Annotated in this window: 14 protein-coding genes and 3 tRNA genes; 11 read left to right on the top strand and 6 right to left on the bottom strand. The window is 59.4% G+C overall.

The features are described from left to right. Positions 1–217: 217 nt before the first annotated feature. The 3 genes from ACZYGA_RS01280 (at position 218) to ACZYGA_RS01270 (ending at position 525) form a co-directional block, all read left to right on the top strand. A tRNA-Val gene (locus tag ACZYGA_RS01280) sits at positions 218–294 on the top strand. Positions 295–331: 37 nt separating this feature from the next. Continuing rightward, a tRNA-Val gene (locus ACZYGA_RS01275) sits at positions 332–408 on the top strand. Positions 409–448: 40 nt separating this feature from the next. Further along, positions 449–525: transfer RNA gene (locus tag ACZYGA_RS01270), tRNA-Val, on the top strand. Positions 526–615: 90 nt separating this feature from the next. Here the strand turns inward: ACZYGA_RS01270 and ACZYGA_RS01265 are convergent. The 5 genes from ACZYGA_RS01265 to ACZYGA_RS01245 form a co-directional block, all read right to left on the bottom strand. After that, a complete protein-coding gene (locus ACZYGA_RS01265; protein ID WP_404625171.1) occupies positions 616–1,647 on the bottom strand; it encodes an alpha/beta hydrolase in 1,032 nt (343 codons plus the stop codon). 183 nt (positions 1,648–1,830) lie between these two features. Further along, a complete protein-coding gene (locus ACZYGA_RS01260; protein ID WP_077374593.1) occupies positions 1,831–2,319 on the bottom strand; it encodes a GAF domain-containing protein in 489 nt (162 codons plus the stop codon). Between the two features lie 204 nt (positions 2,320–2,523). Next, positions 2,524–3,342: a MetQ/NlpA family ABC transporter substrate-binding protein gene (locus ACZYGA_RS01255; protein ID WP_077375588.1), complete on the bottom strand. Its 819-nt coding sequence runs from the start codon at positions 3,340–3,342 to the stop codon at positions 2,524–2,526. A 160-nt stretch (positions 3,343–3,502) separates the two neighbouring features. After that, a complete protein-coding gene (locus tag ACZYGA_RS01250; protein WP_077374591.1) occupies positions 3,503–4,156 on the bottom strand; it encodes a methionine ABC transporter permease in 654 nt (217 codons plus the stop codon). Next, positions 4,137–5,180 (bottom strand): methionine ABC transporter ATP-binding protein, encoded by a 1,044-nt coding sequence (locus ACZYGA_RS01245; RefSeq protein ID WP_404625174.1) that lies wholly within the window; start codon positions 5,178–5,180, stop codon positions 4,137–4,139. Before ACZYGA_RS01245 ends, ACZYGA_RS01250 begins: the two co-directional genes overlap by 20 nt. A 622-nt stretch (positions 5,181–5,802) precedes the next feature. Here ACZYGA_RS01245 and ACZYGA_RS01240 point away from each other — a divergent pair. The 6 genes from ACZYGA_RS01240 (at position 5,803) to ACZYGA_RS01215 (ending at position 11,172) form a co-directional block, all read left to right on the top strand. Further along, complete coding sequence (locus tag ACZYGA_RS01240) at positions 5,803–6,414, top strand: riboflavin synthase subunit alpha (RefSeq protein WP_136938677.1); 612 nt, start codon at positions 5,803–5,805, stop codon at positions 6,412–6,414. Between the two features lie 300 nt (positions 6,415–6,714). Further along, positions 6,715–8,016: an NCS2 family permease gene (locus ACZYGA_RS01235; RefSeq protein ID WP_084208142.1), complete on the top strand. Its 1,302-nt coding sequence runs from the start codon at positions 6,715–6,717 to the stop codon at positions 8,014–8,016. Then, positions 8,016–8,561 (top strand): adenine phosphoribosyltransferase, encoded by a 546-nt coding sequence (locus ACZYGA_RS01230; protein WP_404625176.1) that lies wholly within the window; start codon positions 8,016–8,018, stop codon positions 8,559–8,561. Before ACZYGA_RS01235 ends, ACZYGA_RS01230 begins: the two co-directional genes overlap by 1 nt. Positions 8,562–8,732: 171 nt before the next feature. Further along, the gene (gpt, locus tag ACZYGA_RS01225) at positions 8,733–9,230 is read left to right on the top strand and encodes a xanthine phosphoribosyltransferase (RefSeq protein WP_077374580.1); all 498 of its coding nucleotides are present in this window, start codon (positions 8,733–8,735) and stop codon (positions 9,228–9,230) included. Between the two features lies 1 nt (position 9,231). After that, complete coding sequence (gene ung / locus ACZYGA_RS01220; protein ID WP_479398302.1) at positions 9,232–9,945, top strand: uracil-DNA glycosylase; 714 nt, start codon at positions 9,232–9,234, stop codon at positions 9,943–9,945. Positions 9,946–9,981: 36 nt separating this feature from the next. Beyond that, positions 9,982–11,172 carry a glycosyltransferase family 4 protein gene (locus ACZYGA_RS01215; RefSeq protein ID WP_404625179.1) on the top strand — a complete coding sequence of 397 codons (1,191 nt, stop codon included), beginning with the start codon at positions 9,982–9,984 and terminating at the stop codon, positions 11,170–11,172. Positions 11,173–11,235: 63 nt separating this feature from the next. Here ACZYGA_RS01215 and ACZYGA_RS01210 read toward each other — a convergent pair whose 3' ends face one another. Then, positions 11,236–12,171 (bottom strand): glycosyltransferase family 8 protein, encoded by a 936-nt coding sequence (locus tag ACZYGA_RS01210; protein WP_136938673.1) that lies wholly within the window; start codon positions 12,169–12,171, stop codon positions 11,236–11,238. Positions 12,172–12,336: 165 nt separating this feature from the next. Between ACZYGA_RS01210 and ACZYGA_RS01205 the strand changes: the two genes are divergently transcribed. Together ACZYGA_RS01205 and ACZYGA_RS01200 are read left to right on the top strand one after the other, a co-directional pair. Continuing rightward, entirely contained in the window at positions 12,337–12,957 is a 621-nt protein-coding gene (locus tag ACZYGA_RS01205) for a sulfotransferase family 2 domain-containing protein (RefSeq protein ID WP_404625181.1), read from the top strand. Positions 12,958–13,105: 148 nt separating this feature from the next. After that, the gene (locus ACZYGA_RS01200; protein WP_404625182.1) at positions 13,106–14,314 is read left to right on the top strand and encodes a glycosyltransferase; all 1,209 of its coding nucleotides are present in this window, start codon (positions 13,106–13,108) and stop codon (positions 14,312–14,314) included. Positions 14,315–14,365: the final 51 nt, after the last annotated feature.

Here is a 14,365-nt window from a genome sequence, read left to right as displayed (position 1 = left end):
GGCTGGCACCGCCTCGCGCGTTCTCGGGGGAGGATCGGTGACCCCGGTGAGACGCCTGAAAGAAGGCGCATACGGCGAGTATCGCGATGCTACTCAGGCGAGAAATTTTTTTATCATCAGGGGGTTGCATCAAAACGGAAGATAAGTAGAATACGTCCTCGCTGACAGGGCAAAGCGCTTCGCACCACAAACGCTTCTCTCATTCAGCTGCTGACACAGGACCATAGCTCAGTTGGTTAGAGCGCCACGTTGACATCGTGGAGGTCGGCGGTTCAAATCCGCCTGGTCCTACCAGCATCGGCATCGATGGCAACATCTCGCCACTTGATACAGGACCATAGCTCAGTTGGTTAGAGCGCCACGTTGACATCGTGGAGGTCGGCGGTTCAAATCCGCCTGGTCCTACCAAGCAGAAGCTTCAAGTGACAGTGATCCATCAGCCTCATCCAGGACCATAGCTCAGTTGGTTAGAGCGCCACGTTGACATCGTGGAGGTCGGCGGTTCAAATCCGCCTGGTCCTACCAGATTCCAGAAAACGCCCGGCTCATCGAGTCGGGCGTTTTCGTGTGCGCGTCAGACACGCCTGTCGAGAAGCGCTGGCGCTGGCCGTGCTGTCAGGCAAGCGTGGTGTCGAGGAAGTCACCGGCTTCCTTGAGGGCGGCGTTGGCAGCGCTGAGCAGCGGTGCGAAGCCGACGAACACATGCGGCATGTCCGGCCACAGGCTGAGCGTGACAGGTGAGCCGCAATCCTGTGCCTGCGCGGCGTAGCGACGACTGTCATCGAGCAGGATTTCCGCCTCGCCGCATTGGATCAGCGTCGGTGGCAGGTCAAACAGATCCCCCTCCAGCGGCGAGATACGTGGATCGCTCATGTCGGTACCGTCCTGCACATAGGCCATGCTCACGAAGGGCAGCAGATTGGGGTCGAGGATCGGGTCCACCTCGGCCTTGCGCGACAGCGAGGCGCTGCCCCAGCTGAGGTCGGTGGCGGGCGAGAAGGCGATCACTGCATCCGGCAGCCGCTCGCCTGCGCTCTTGAGCGCATTCAGGGTCGAGAGCGTGAGGTTGCCGCCCGCGCTGTCTCCGGCCAGCAGCAGGTGGTCATCCGGAAACTCGCGGCACAGCCAGTGCCATGCGGCCAGTACGTCTTCCAGGCCTGCCGGGAAGGGCGCCTCAGGGGCGAGGCGATAATCCAGCGTGTAGGTCTCGGCGCGCGCCGCGCGGCCCAGACGGCTGGCCAGCGGGCGATGACCGGCGGGGGAGCCGGCGATCCAGCTACCCCCATGCACGTACAGCAGGTGACGTGCAGGTGTCGGTGCGCCGTCTGGTGCGGGCAATACCTCACAGAGGCGCTCGCCGTTTCCTCCCGGCAGCATCTCGAGGCGTGGCGTCACGCCGGTGTCGAGAATGCTGGCATCAGCGGCGAAGTAGCCTTCCAGCAGGGTGCGCTTGGCGCCCAGGTCATTGCCGGTACGTGCCGTGAAGGCCTTGAGGCGCTCGAGATGCGCGATGACCTGCTCGAGCCCTGCGTGGGCGTCATCGTGATTCTGGAGAGAGCCTTGCGCATGCGGGGCAGGATGAGCGGTCGATGAAGATGAGGAAGGCGCTGAGGAAGACGCGTCATGTGATGTTGACTGGGATGACATGTTCTGCTCCTGTCGGGTCAGAGAGCTCTTAACGTGTCATCTCGCCAGGGGCTGTGCAAGGGGCTTTGCAAGGGGCTGTGTGAGGGCTATGCAAGAAAGGCCTGACCCGCCGCAACGCAGACCGCCCGCCATGCAGGAGGCATGGCGGGCGGCAGGACATGATGTCGGCACCTGATGGGCGTATCAGGCGGGCACGCTGTCGAAATCGCTGGAGGCGATGAAGATCTCGACCAGGCGTTCGATGCCGGCTTGATCCTCTTCATCGAAGCGCTCGGGGCTGGGGCTATCCAGGTCCAGCACGCCCCACAGCACTTGCTGGCCGTTCTGCTCGATGAGAACGGGGATGACCAGCTCGCTGCGCGACGCGGCGTCACAGGCGATATGGCCCGGGAAGGCATGCACATCCGCGATGCGCTGAGTGGTGCGCTGGGTCGCGGCAGCGCCACACACGCCCTTGGTGAAGGGGATCGGGTGGCAGGCCGGCTGACCCTGGAACGGTCCCAGGTGCAGGATCTGCGGCTGACGTTGTACATAGAAGCCTGCCCAGTTGAGGTCCGCCACCGTCATGTTGATGAAGGCAGCCGTCTGGGAGGCGTTGGTCAGCCAGTCGCGAGTGTCGAGCGTGGCGTCCAGCTGGCGGGCCAGCAGTGAGTAGTCGGGACGAGTGGCCATGTTGGCTCCTGAGTGGATGGCGGGTTGATGCCGGTGACGCAGGGATGCGGTCGCGGGTCGCCTGTTTCAAGCACGCCCTGCGCGCGCGCTCTTGCGCCGCGTCGGCATCTGGACGTGATGGGGGGATTCATCAATCAGATGCAAAAGCGCCGACCTCAGGGTCGGCGCTTTGCGTCATGCGGCTGTCAGCTTGCGCTCGAAGGCTTATTTCCAGCCCGGTACCGCAGCGCCCTTGAACAGCTCTTCGGCCTTGGCTTCGACTTCCGGTGTCTGGTAGGCCTTGACCAGCTTCTGCACCTTCTCGCTGTCTTCATCGCCCTGGCGCACGACGATCAGGTTGACGTACGGGGACTCGGCGCCTTCACGGATCAGCGCGTCTTCCGGTTTCAGGCCAGCCGGCTGAGCGAAGGTGTTGTTGATGAAGGCCAGGTCGACGTCCGGCAGGATGCGCGGCAGCTGGGCAGCCTCGATTTCCTTGAACTGGTAGTCATGCGGGTTCTTGGCGACGTCGATCGGGGTCGCTTCGAGGTTGTCCTTGTCGGTCAGCTCGATCATGCCCAGGTCGTGCATCAGGATCAGGGAGCGGCCTTCGTTGGACGGGTCGTTCGGCAGTGCGATGGTCGCGCCGTCCGGCAGTTCGCTGATGTCTTCGTACTTCTCGGAATAGGCACCGATCGGGTACACGAAGGTCTTGCCGGCGCTGGCGAACTTGTAGCCGCGCTCACGCACCATGGATTCCATGTACGGCTGGTGCTGGTAGGCGTTGGCATCCAGCGAGCCATCGGCCAGAGCGGCGTTGGGAGACACGTAGTCGGTGAACTCGGTGATCTCGACGTTCAGGTCGTACTTTTCCTTGGCGATCTCGGCCGCGACCTTCATCACCTCGGTTTCCGGACCTGCGACGGTACCCATCTTGAGGGTGTTCTCGTCGGACGCGTCGTTGCCGCAGCCTGCCAGCAGGGTGGCGCCGAGCAGGGTGGCAGCACCGGCAAGGCGCAGCGGGGAAGAAAGCGTGGTCAGCATGTTGCGCATCGATGTTCTCCTTGTGATCCGACGTGACCGGCGGGGTCCGCGGGATGTTATGAGTGACGGCTCATTGTGATGAGCCGTCACGATACCGAAAGCCATGTGATTTGTAGATCGATCGCCACTGGTGGATCAGTCACCGCTCATGGAGCGAGGCTTACTTGTGGTTCGACTTGCGCACCAGATGGTCGCCCAGGCTCTGGAAGCCCTGCACCATGACGACGAGGATGACCACGGTCACCAGCATCACCATCGGGTCGAAGCGGTTGTAGCCGTAGCGGATGCCGAGATCCCCCAGGCCGCCGCCACCGACGGTACCGGCCATGGCGGAATAGCTGATCAAGGTGACCACGGTGATGGTCAGACCATTGATGATGCCGCCGCGTGCTTCCGGCAGCAGGACCTTGGTGATGATCTGCATCGGCGTGGCACCCATGGCCTGAGCGGCTTCGACCAGCCCCGGGCCGACTTCATTCAAGGCGCCTTCGATCAGACGGGCGACGAAGGGGATCGAGGCGATGGTCAGCGGCACGATGGCGGCATTGGTGCCGATCGAGCTGCCGGCGATCAGGCGTGTCAGCGGGATGATCGCCACCATCAGGATGATGAAGGGCACCGAGCGGCCGATGTTGGTGATGATGCTCAGCACGCTGTTGAGTACCGGGCGCGCGAGAATCTGGCCCGGGCGCGAGGTGTAGAGTGCCACGCCCAGCGGAATGCCGAGTGCCGCGGAGATCAGGCCTGCCACCGCGACCATGTAGAGGGTCTCGAGGGTGGAGGACAGGACGAGTTCAAGCAGTGCGGGTGACATGGCCGAGCACCTCCACTTTCAGGTCGTGGGATTCGAGATAGTCCAGCGCCTGCTGGGTCTGGGCGCTGTCGCCCATCAGTTCGGCGATCATCAGGCCCAGGGTGCGGTCCTGAATGGATTCCACCTTGGCCTGCAGGATGCTGACGTCCACCTGACACTCACGCGCAAGGCGCGAGATCAGCGGCGTGGAGACGGCGTCGCCACTGAAGGCCAGACGGACCACCGGATGGGTGTGCGGGCCGGGAGTCGCCTCCAGGCGCTCGACCAGTGCGCGCGGTGGTTCGAGTTCCAGGAATTCATTGAGGAATTCGCGGCCCAGGCGGGTCTGCGGGGCGGTGAAGAAATCGCCGACCGCTGCCACTTCCACCAGCTCGCCGCCGCTGATCAATGCGACCTGATCACAGATGCTCTTGACCACTTCCATTTCATGGGTGATCAGCAGGATGGTCAGGCCCAGCTTGGCATTGATGTCCTTGAGCAGCTCGAGAATGGAGACAGTGGTCTGGGGGTCGAGCGCCGAGGTGGCTTCATCGCACAGCAGCACCTTGGGGCGGCTGGCGAGTGCGCGAGCGATGGCGACGCGCTGCTTCTGTCCGCCGGACAGCTGGGCAGGATACTGGCTTGCCTTGTCGCTCAGGCCGGTCAGTTCCAGCAGTGGCTCGACGCGCTGGCTGATCTCGGCCTTGGAGATTCCGGCCAGTTCCAGCGGCAAGGCCACGTTGGCGAAGACGGTGCGCGAGGACAGCAGGTTGAAGTGCTGGAAGATCATGCCGATCTGGTGGCGAGCACGACGCAGGGCGCTGTCGTCGAGTGCGGTCAGCTCCTGACCATCGACCACGACACTGCCCTCGGTGGGGCGTTCGAGCAGATTGACGCAGCGAATCAGGGTCGATTTTCCGGCACCGGACAGGCCGATGACACCGGTAATGGCGCCCTGGGGAACCGTGAGACTGGCATCCTTGAGCGCGACCACGGCCTTGTCACCACTGCCGTAAGTCTTGGAGACGTTCTTGAGTGTGATCATGGGGGTCCGAATGGTTAAGGCACCAACCGGAATGCGGGCGAAGGTCTGCGGCAAGCCGCCTGTTCTGCGTGTGTCGTGCACTGCGCCGAGAAGGGCAAGGCACGCCTGGCAAGAGGAGAGTGATCCAGAGAGGAAAAAAAGACCACCCAAGATGGGTGGCCATCAACGCTGGACACACCCTTTTAGCAGAACTTGCACCCCGGGAGACAGACTCTCGAAGTGGGCGCCCGCAATCCGGGTACAAATCGGCGCCAAACAGATTTGAGGCGCATTCTATCAGTCACCCTCGGGGTGTCAACGATTTTGGTCTGGCGTTGACGGTTTATTCGAACTGGCGTTCGATATGGCAATTTGCCGATACTCGCTGTCAGAGATGTCTTACACGCAGGGCGCCTTGCCAGCCCCGTGGCGCAAGGCCAACCCTTGACAGCAGGCCTGCTCATCTTCGCTTCGCTCGATGGCGTGAAGGAGGCGTGATGGCTGCCGGCATCGAGTCCGGCATGCTAGGATTTCCCATCGGCATGTCGGATCTCGTGGTGTCATCAGTGCCCGGGTGTCATGGCCTGTCATCATATTCATGGGTTCCCGCTCTGCGGGAAGCAGTGCAAGGATAAGGAAGCGCATGTTCACCGGTATCGTGCAAGGCATGGCGGAAGTGGTCGCCATTGAAGAGCGTCCGGAGTTTCGTACCCATCAGGTCCGGTTGCCGCAGGGGTTGGAGCAGGGGCTGGAAACCGGGGCGTCAGTGGCGCACAACGGTTGCTGCCTGACCGTGACGGCACTCGAGGGTCAGCTGGCCAGTTTCGATCTGATGCGTGAGACACTGCGACTGACCAACCTCGGCGAGCTCAAGGTGGGCAGTCGGGTCAACATCGAGCGGGCAGCGCGCTTCGGGGATGAAATCGGTGGCCACTCCATGTCCGGTCACGTCATGGCGATGGTCACCCTCGATGCCATTGAAGCCACGGCTGACAATCGCCGGATCTGGTTCCAGGCTCCCGCTGAGCTGATGCGTTTCCTGTTCGACAAGGGCTATGTGGGACTTGACGGTGTCAGTCTGACCATCGGGGAGGTCCAGGGCACGCGTTTCTGCGTCAATCTGATACCGGAAACCCTTGAGCGCACCCTGATGGGTGAGCGCGCGGTGGGGGATCGGGTCAATCTCGAGGTGGACCCCCAGACCCAGGCCATCGTCGAGACGGTGGAGCGAGTCATGGCCTCACGGCTGGCATGAGGCTTGCAGGCTTGCTGCGGGGTCAATTCGCTGGCAGGACGCCAGAACCCGTCTGACCGGTCAGGAAATATGCCTGCAATGCTCGATTCGCTGCAGACCTTTGGGTACCATGTTGCGCCTTTCGATGCCCTGCCACCGGCAGGGCATCGTGGTTCAGGCAGGCTGAACGAGGGGGAAGCCATGGTTGCCCCCTGTGCAGCATACCTGTCCGAGTGAGTTCGTGTTGATCCGCTGTTCCCGAACGTCATCGACCACTGCGGCTTGCCGGACAGGCACTGCTCAAGGATAAGGGTTTCCCTCATGCTGGAACGTCTCTTCAAGCTCTCGGAGCACGGTACCAATGTGCGTACCGAAGTCATCGCCGGATTCACTTCCTTCCTGGCGATGGCCTATATCATCTTCGTTGCCCCCTCGATGCTGGCCTCCACCGGCATGGATCACGGCGCCGTCTTCGTGGCGACCTGTCTGGCAGCTGCCCTTGGCTGCCTGATCATGGGGCTCTACGCCAACTACCCGATCGCGCTGGCACCCGGCATGGGCCTGACGGCCTTCTTCACCTATACGGTGGCGGGGCAGATGGGCGTTCCCTGGCAGATCGCGCTGGGCGCGGTCTTCCTGTCCGGGGTGAGTTTCTTCCTGCTCTCCGCCTTCAAGATCCGGGAGTGGATCATCAACGCCATTCCGGCCTCACTGAAGACGGGCATCGCCGCGGGCATCGGCCTTTTCATGGCGATCATCGCGCTGCAGGGCAGCGGCATCGTCGTTGATGCACCGGGCACCCTAGTCACGTTGGGTGATCTGTCCTCGCCGGCAGCCCTGTATGCGCTGCTGTCATTCTTCCTGATCGTCGCGCTGTCCTACCGCAAGGTGATCGGCGCCGTGATGATCGGCATCCTGGTGGTGACGCTGCTGGCGACCCTGACCGGCAACAATGACTTCCATGGCCTTGCCTCGATGCCGCCGAGCATGCTGCCGACATTCGCACAGCTCGACATCGCCGGTGCCTTCAACCTGGGCATGGTGTCGATCATCTTCGCGTTCCTGTTCGTCGATCTGTTCGATACCTCGGGCACGTTGATCGCCGTATCCCAGCAGGCGGGACTCACCAACGAGCGTGGCCACCTGCCGCGTCTCGGTCGTGCCCTGATGGCAGACTCCAGCGCGACCATGGCCGGTTCGGTGATGGGGACCTCGAATGTCACCAGTTATATCGAATCTGCCACCGGTGTGGCGGCAGGCGGACGCACAGGACTGACCGCGGTGGTCGTGGCGGGACTGTTTCTCGTCAGCCTGTTCCTGTCACCGCTGGCCACCTCCATCCCCGCCTTTGCCACCGCGGGTGCGCTGCTCTATGTTGCCTGCCTGATGACAGGTGGCCTGGCACGCATCGACTGGAATGACATTACCGAAGCCGCGCCAGTGGTGATCGCCACCCTGGTGATGCCACTGACCTACTCGATTGCCAACGGGATCGCACTGGGCTTCATCAGCTACGCCGTGATCAAGCTGTTCTCTGGCCGCTATCGTGATCTGAGCCCGGGGCTGGTGATTCTCGCCGTCCTGTTTGCCTGCAAATACCTGTTCCTCGACGGAGCCCTTTAATGAGCATCTACAGCGACTACATCAAGTCTGTCATCCGCACCGTGCCGGATTGGCCCCAGCCAGGTGTCAACTTCCGCGACATCACGCCGGTGCTGCAGAATTCCGCCGCGTTCCGCAAGCTGATCGACTCCTTCGTGCACCGCTATCAGGAGATGGAGATCGACGCCATCGCCGCCATCGATGCACGCGGCTTCATCATCGGTGCACCGCTGGCCTATGAGCTGGGCTGCAGCTTCGTGCCGGTGCGCAAGAAGGGCAAGCTGCCGTTCAAGACCATCAGCGAGACCTACACGCTGGAATACGGTGAGTCCACCGTCGAACTGCATTCCGATGCCTTCCGTGAAGGCGATCGCATCCTGGTGATGGATGACCTGATCGCCACCGGTGGCACCATGCTGGCGGCCTGCAAGCTGATCGAGCGCACCGGCGGTATCGTGGTGGAGACCGCCGCGATCATCGACCTGCCGGAGCTGGGAGGTTCCGCCAAGATCCACGAGGAAGGCCACAGCGTCTTCGCCGCCTGCAGCTTTACCGAAGCCGAGTAAGCCTGCGCAACGACGATGGCCCTGTCTTTTGGCAGGGCCATCGTCGTTGCAGACAACGTCCGATATCGTCGTCGCCGGCAGTGTCGTTTCACACCGGCGCGATCTGTCCCTTGTAGGGTGGCACGCCAGCCACCATGCTTTGTTCTTGTTCCGTCATTGCGAGTGACCCACATGTCTTCCGAACGCTATCACGACCATTTCATCGTCTCCTGGGACCAGCTGCACCGCGACGTGCGCGCGCTCTGTCATGACCTGATCGGTCGTGACTACAAGGGCATCATCGCCATCACCCGTGGTGGGTTGATCCCGGCTGGCCTGATCGCCCGTGAACTGGGCATCCGCCATATCGACACCGTGTGCATCAAGAGCTACCACGACCACATGGAGCAGGGTGGTCTGGAAGTGGTCAAGGGCGTCGATCATGACGGTGACGGCTGGCTGCTGGTCGATGACCTCGTCGACACCGGCAACACCGCACGTGCCGTGCGCGACATGTTGCCCAAGGCCCATTTCGTGACCGTCTACGCCAAGCCGGAAGGCCGTCCACTGGTCGATGATTTCATCACCGAAGTGCCGCAGAACTGCTGGATCCAGTTCCCGTGGGACATGGGAATCGCCTACGTCGAACCGATCTCCGAGCAGCTCAAGAAGCAAGAGAGCGACAGCTGACATGCCGTTGGAGACTGCCACCTCCGGTAGCTCCCAGGTGCTGCCTGCCGACTGGCAGGCGCATCTCGGGCAGGAATTCCATGCCGAGTACATGCAGCGGCTCAAGGCCTTCCTGCGCGCCGAGAAAGATGCCGGCAAGGTGATCTACCCGCACTCGCAGGACTGGTTTCGCGCCTTCTGGCTGACCCCGCTGAGCAACGTCAAGGTCGTGATCCTGGGGCAGGACCCCTATCACGGGCCGGACCAGGCACATGGTCTGTGCTTCTCGGTACGCCCCGGCGTGCGCCCGCCGCCCTCACTGAAGAACATCTACAAGGAACTGGCTGCCGATGTCGGGGTCGAACCCGTGGATCACGGCTTCCTCGAAAGCTGGGCGGAGCAAGGGGTGTTGCTGCTCAATAGCGTGCTGACGGTCGAGCAGGGCAAGGCCGCCTCGCATCAGAAGCAAGGTTGGGAGCAGTTCACCGACCGCGCCATCGACGTGATCAACCAGCACTGCGAGGGTGTCGTCTTCCTGCTCTGGGGCAGTCATGCCCAGAAGAAGGCGGGGGCCGCGGATCGCCAGAAGCATCTGGTACTCCACGCTCCGCATCCGTCGCCTCTCGCAGCGCACCGCGGATTCTTCGGTTCTCGTCACTTCTCACAGGCCAATGCCTGGCTGGAGGCACGTGGCGATGTGCCGATAGATTGGCAGCTGCCACTGCTTGATACCTGAGAGTGAAGACGAGAAACCACATTGACGCATCCGACATTGCAAGGACCTCGCGCGGGTCATCTGATCAGTCTCAAGAACCTGGGAGGGGCCGAGCGCACCTTCACCAATTTCTATCGCATGGCCGCCAATGAGCGTGATCATCATGTGCTGTTGCAGACCCCCGAGATTCATCCGATGCTGCAGTCCGTCTATGCGGACTTTCCAGGTCGCGTGCACGATATAAAGCGCTATCTCGGTATCAAGATCCCGCGTCAGCTCCCCTGGCTGCGGGATAACTGCCAGGCGCGATTGCTCGATGATGAAGAGATGCAGGCAATCGTGGTGTGGAACAAGCTGCGTCACCATCCTCTGCATTTTCCTGAGCACATCAGCCTCATCCATTACGAGCATGGCGCTGCCTGGTTCGTGGAGCCTACCCCCGAGGTCGAGGATTACCTCTCGAGGCTCGATGGCATCATCTGCAACTCCCATGCCGCCAGTCGCATGTTGAAATTGTCGCTCGGCATCCGTGACACCTTGCCCTGCAAGGTGGTGCGCAATTCCATCATGCTGCCCGAGAAGGCCTCCACGCATCCGGCTTCGCGATTCAGAATCGGTTTTGCAGGACGCCTGACCGGCCTCAAGGCGCCAGTGATTGCCATCGAGGCGCTGCGAGATCTCAAGGTCAGTGTGCCCCATGCTGAGCTTTGGATCGCTGGTACGGGGACGCTGGAGGCGGCTCTCAAGTCATTGGTCATCGAGTGGGGGCTTGAAGACAGTGTCCGCTTCTGTGGCCTGCTCAGTGACATGAGTGAATTCTATTCTTTCCTCGATGCCTTCATCTGTCCTTCCTGGCGCGAGCCGTTCGGCAATGTAGTGCAGGAAGCCCTGGCGCATGGAGTGCCTGCGATCGTCGGCAATGTCGATGGATTGCCGGAGCAGATCACCTCCGGCCTCAATGGTGAGGTGCTGACACCCGGACGCCCGAAGGGTGAGCTCGCCCGTTATGGAGAAGACTTCGTCCAGGGGCCGGACAGAGTCTATTCACCCGAGCGCGATGCCATCGTGCAGGCGCATGTCCTGGACTCGGCCGCCATTGCCGATGTCCTGCAGCGTTGGGCGGAAAGCCCGGAGCAGCGGAGAGAGATGGGGACGGTCGCCCGCGAGATCATCGCACGAGATTTCTGTCAGCAACGGTACTGCCAGGGGATTGGTGACTTCATTGCCGAGGTAGTGGACAAGCGGTAATCAAGAGGCGGCCATGATGATGAATTGAATGGCATCTCCGAGAGATGCCATTCAAGGAAATCGTTATCGATGAGCGTCAAGCAACTCCTGGCTCATGGATCTTCTCTTGTGGTACTTGTATAACTTCTGCAATTCAATATAAGACAGAATGGATTTCTTGAGTGTCTTGTTGTTGACGATATTGCCAGAGGCCCATGGCGTCTTGGCTCTATAATAAAAGTAAACATCCTTCAATGGATGCAGTGAGCCATATTCCCAAGGCTTGCTGCCTTTTCCCATGTAGTGAATCATCTTGGGTTTCTCGATGGACTCCAGGAATTCATGTTCCGCTCTATGCTGTTCATCCATTCTTTTCTCAAGAATCTTGTAAGCAGGACGTTGAGCATTCCAGACCAACGGTAATTGTGTCCATTGGCCGTCGAGAATTTTATTCAGTGCGGATTGTTCAGGATATAGACAGAGTTCGGGGTGTTTTCTCAAGAAATATAATGCCCTCTCGCCAATATTATATTCCTTCCAGCGAGGCATGTTGATCAACATCAAGCCGCAGTTGAAGTATTTGCCTTTCTCCAGGCCCAATGATTTATAAGGAGATCGGCCAATATTCTCCACAGCGGCCAGCGTGAAGTCCTGGGTCGGCAGGTCATCCATGATCGTCGTAATATCGTCCACGACGATAGTATCGCAATCAATGCATACGATATGTTGAATGGAAGGGTCGATGACCTCACTCAGATATAATCTGAAATAGATGGAAAGCCCGTAACGTTTGACCTCCAGTCCTTCAAACTTGCTCTCGTGCAGGTAAGTAAAGGTGATCTGTGACTGGTAGGGCGCGATCATTGCGTGCAATCTGGAAATGGTGTCGGACGACAGTCCTCCATCACCAATGATGAAGCTCAGCGCTTCTGGCTTTTGACAGTTATCAAGTATGGACATGATGGTCGTGGCTAGATGAGGCGCATAGTTTTCATCGCACGATATAAAAATATGGAGCATGGCTGATGGTCACACCGTAAGTCTATTTCCATGTACTGTAACATTGCGCTGGCGCATGATCTACTTCTTCCTTTTTTTGACGGTATGTACACGAAAAATGCGTATTGTTTGCCTACTCTTGCGGCAAGGTGATGGATCATTCGCAATCTATGTATGAGGCTTGTCATGTGGTTGAAGCACGAATTCCCTTATCGTAAACACTTTGATCGCAACAAATGTATTTTCATACATATTCCCAAGGCCGCCGGGACCTCGGTTCTAGCCGCATTGGGAAAGAAGAGTGAAAAAGGCCGAGATCATGTTTCCTGGCAAACTTATAAAAAAGCAGATAGCAAGAAATTCAATAATTACTTCAAGTTCTCCTTTGTGCGAAATCCCTATGATCGCGCTTTTTCCGCATACCATTATATATTGAAGGGTGGGAATCAGGGGCCTGAGGACAGTCGCGTGGCAGCCTCACTCGCAAAGTATCGTGGCTTTGATGACTTTGTGGAAACCGGGCTCTGGCAAGGTGCTTTTCGCAGTCATCTGTTATTCCACTCTCAATCTTCTTTCATCATGTCGGCAGATGACAGGTTGATGGTGGATTTCCTGGGACATTTCGAGACGCTGGATCAGGACTTCAAGATTGTCGCTGAGAAGCTGGGTATCGATTCCTCCATTGCTCATCGCAACAAGGGGGATGTCCGCTGTCGTGTGGCTCAGGAAAGTATGGCGTCTGCCACGCGAGAGAAGTTGGCCATCCTATATGCACAGGACTTTGCCAATTTTGGGTATCCTTCCTGAGCAATGATTGTCGGAGGTTGGGTGTGGACTCATCCTCTCATGAGAGGGCAGGTGAGTCATCGGGGATGTCAGGCATGGCGCGGTGCTGATGTTTCCGTTGTGATAATGTTGGCTTCCGATAGGGACGCATTCACATAGAAGGAGCGCCATGGGAAGTCAGCCGAAGATAGGTCATCTCGTCAGCCTGAGAAATCTGGGCGGAGTGGAACGTCACTTTTCACGCTTCTTCACTACCATGCTGGAAGCCGGAAATGATTATCATGTCCTTCCGATGACCGATCGAATCCACCCTATCGTACAAGAAGAATTGAGTGATCATTTCTGGCGAATTCATTCCGTCAAGGGACCTCGTGGCATCAATCTTCCCAAGCAGATTCCATGGTTGCGTTCTACGTATCAGCGGAAATTGCTGAAATCATTGACGCTTGAGCAGTTGGTCATCTGGAATAAATATCGCAACTTCCCCATTGCTCTCCCAAATGACGTACCCATCGTGCATTTCGAGAGAGGCAGCGCCTGGTTCATCGAGCCGGCTCCCGATATCCAGCGTTACGTGGAACGCTGGTCCGGCGTCATCTGCAATTCCCATGCATCACTGCGCATGCTCCAGCTGAAGCTAGGTCTATCAGAGGAGTGCCCGGCGCTTGTGGCACGCAATGCCATGTCGCTACCGCAGGTGACGGCAACCCATGACGGCGACGTCTTCCGGTTGGGGTTTGCCGGTCGACTGACGGCACTCAAGGCGCCTGTCGTGGCGCTCGAGACCATCAGATTGCTGCGGGACATCCATGCGAATGTGGAGCTGCATATCGCGGGAGACGGGCCTTTGCGACACCCCTTGCAAGCACTGGTGACAAGGTGGGGGCTGGCCGATGTCGTGACGTTTCATGGCGCGGTTAAGGAGATGTCGGAATTCTATTGCACGCTGGATGCTTTCATCTGCCCTTCCTGGCGTGAGCCATTCGGTAACGTGGTGCAGGAAGCCTTGGCGCATGGCGTGCCGACCATCGTCGGCAATGTCGATGGGCTGCCGGAGCAGGTCATCGCGGGAGAGAATGGCGCCGTGCTTCCCACCATCAGATCCATAGGTGAACTTGCAGAGCATGATCTCGCTTTCGTCGGGCCAGAGGTCAGGGTCTATTCGCCTGACGAGGATGCCATCGTTGCGGCCAGGGTGATATCGCCAGTGGCAGCAGCAGAAGTGCTTGATAAATGGATCGCCAGTCCTGAGCTTCGGTGTGAAATGGGCCGACGTGCGCGTCAGATTCTGGCTGAGCGCTTCGATTACCCTGATTACTGTTCAGCCGTCGGCGATTTTCTTGACCGCCTCGCCTGTGACGATGTCGGGTGCGCTTAACATCAAAGTCCTGCTCGGCTAGAATACGCCCAATTTGCCAGCCTCTCTGCC

The sequence above is a fragment of the Cobetia sp. BL01 genome (genome assembly GCF_056493605.1).
The sequence above is the reverse complement of the archived record's forward strand: the minus strand, read 5'-3'. Positions and strand labels throughout refer to the sequence as shown.

Coding starts and splice junctions, on each gene's coding strand:
- ACZYGA_RS01265 (WP_404625171.1), bottom strand. CDS start 1,647: ATGTCATCCCAGTCAACATCACATGACGCGTCTTCCTCAGCGCCTTCC.
- ACZYGA_RS01260 (WP_077374593.1), bottom strand. CDS start 2,319: ATGGCCACTCGTCCCGACTACTCACTGCTGGCCCGCCAGCTGGACGCC.
- ACZYGA_RS01255 (WP_077375588.1), bottom strand. CDS start 3,342: ATGCTGACCACGCTTTCTTCCCCGCTGCGCCTTGCCGGTGCTGCCACC.
- ACZYGA_RS01250 (WP_077374591.1), bottom strand. CDS start 4,156: ATGTCACCCGCACTGCTTGAACTCGTCCTGTCCTCCACCCTCGAGACC.
- ACZYGA_RS01245 (WP_404625174.1), bottom strand. CDS start 5,180: ATGATCACACTCAAGAACGTCTCCAAGACTTACGGCAGTGGTGACAAG.
- ACZYGA_RS01240 (WP_136938677.1), top strand. CDS start 5,803: ATGTTCACCGGTATCGTGCAAGGCATGGCGGAAGTGGTCGCCATTGAA.
- ACZYGA_RS01235 (WP_084208142.1), top strand. CDS start 6,715: ATGCTGGAACGTCTCTTCAAGCTCTCGGAGCACGGTACCAATGTGCGT.
- ACZYGA_RS01230 (WP_404625176.1), top strand. CDS start 8,016: ATGAGCATCTACAGCGACTACATCAAGTCTGTCATCCGCACCGTGCCG.
- gpt (WP_077374580.1), top strand. CDS start 8,733: ATGTCTTCCGAACGCTATCACGACCATTTCATCGTCTCCTGGGACCAG.
- ung (WP_479398302.1), top strand. CDS start 9,232: ATGCCGTTGGAGACTGCCACCTCCGGTAGCTCCCAGGTGCTGCCTGCC.
- ACZYGA_RS01210 (WP_136938673.1), bottom strand. CDS start 12,171: ATGCTCCATATTTTTATATCGTGCGATGAAAACTATGCGCCTCATCTA.
- ACZYGA_RS01205 (WP_404625181.1), top strand. CDS start 12,337: ATGTGGTTGAAGCACGAATTCCCTTATCGTAAACACTTTGATCGCAAC.
- ACZYGA_RS01200 (WP_404625182.1), top strand. CDS start 13,106: ATGGGAAGTCAGCCGAAGATAGGTCATCTCGTCAGCCTGAGAAATCTG.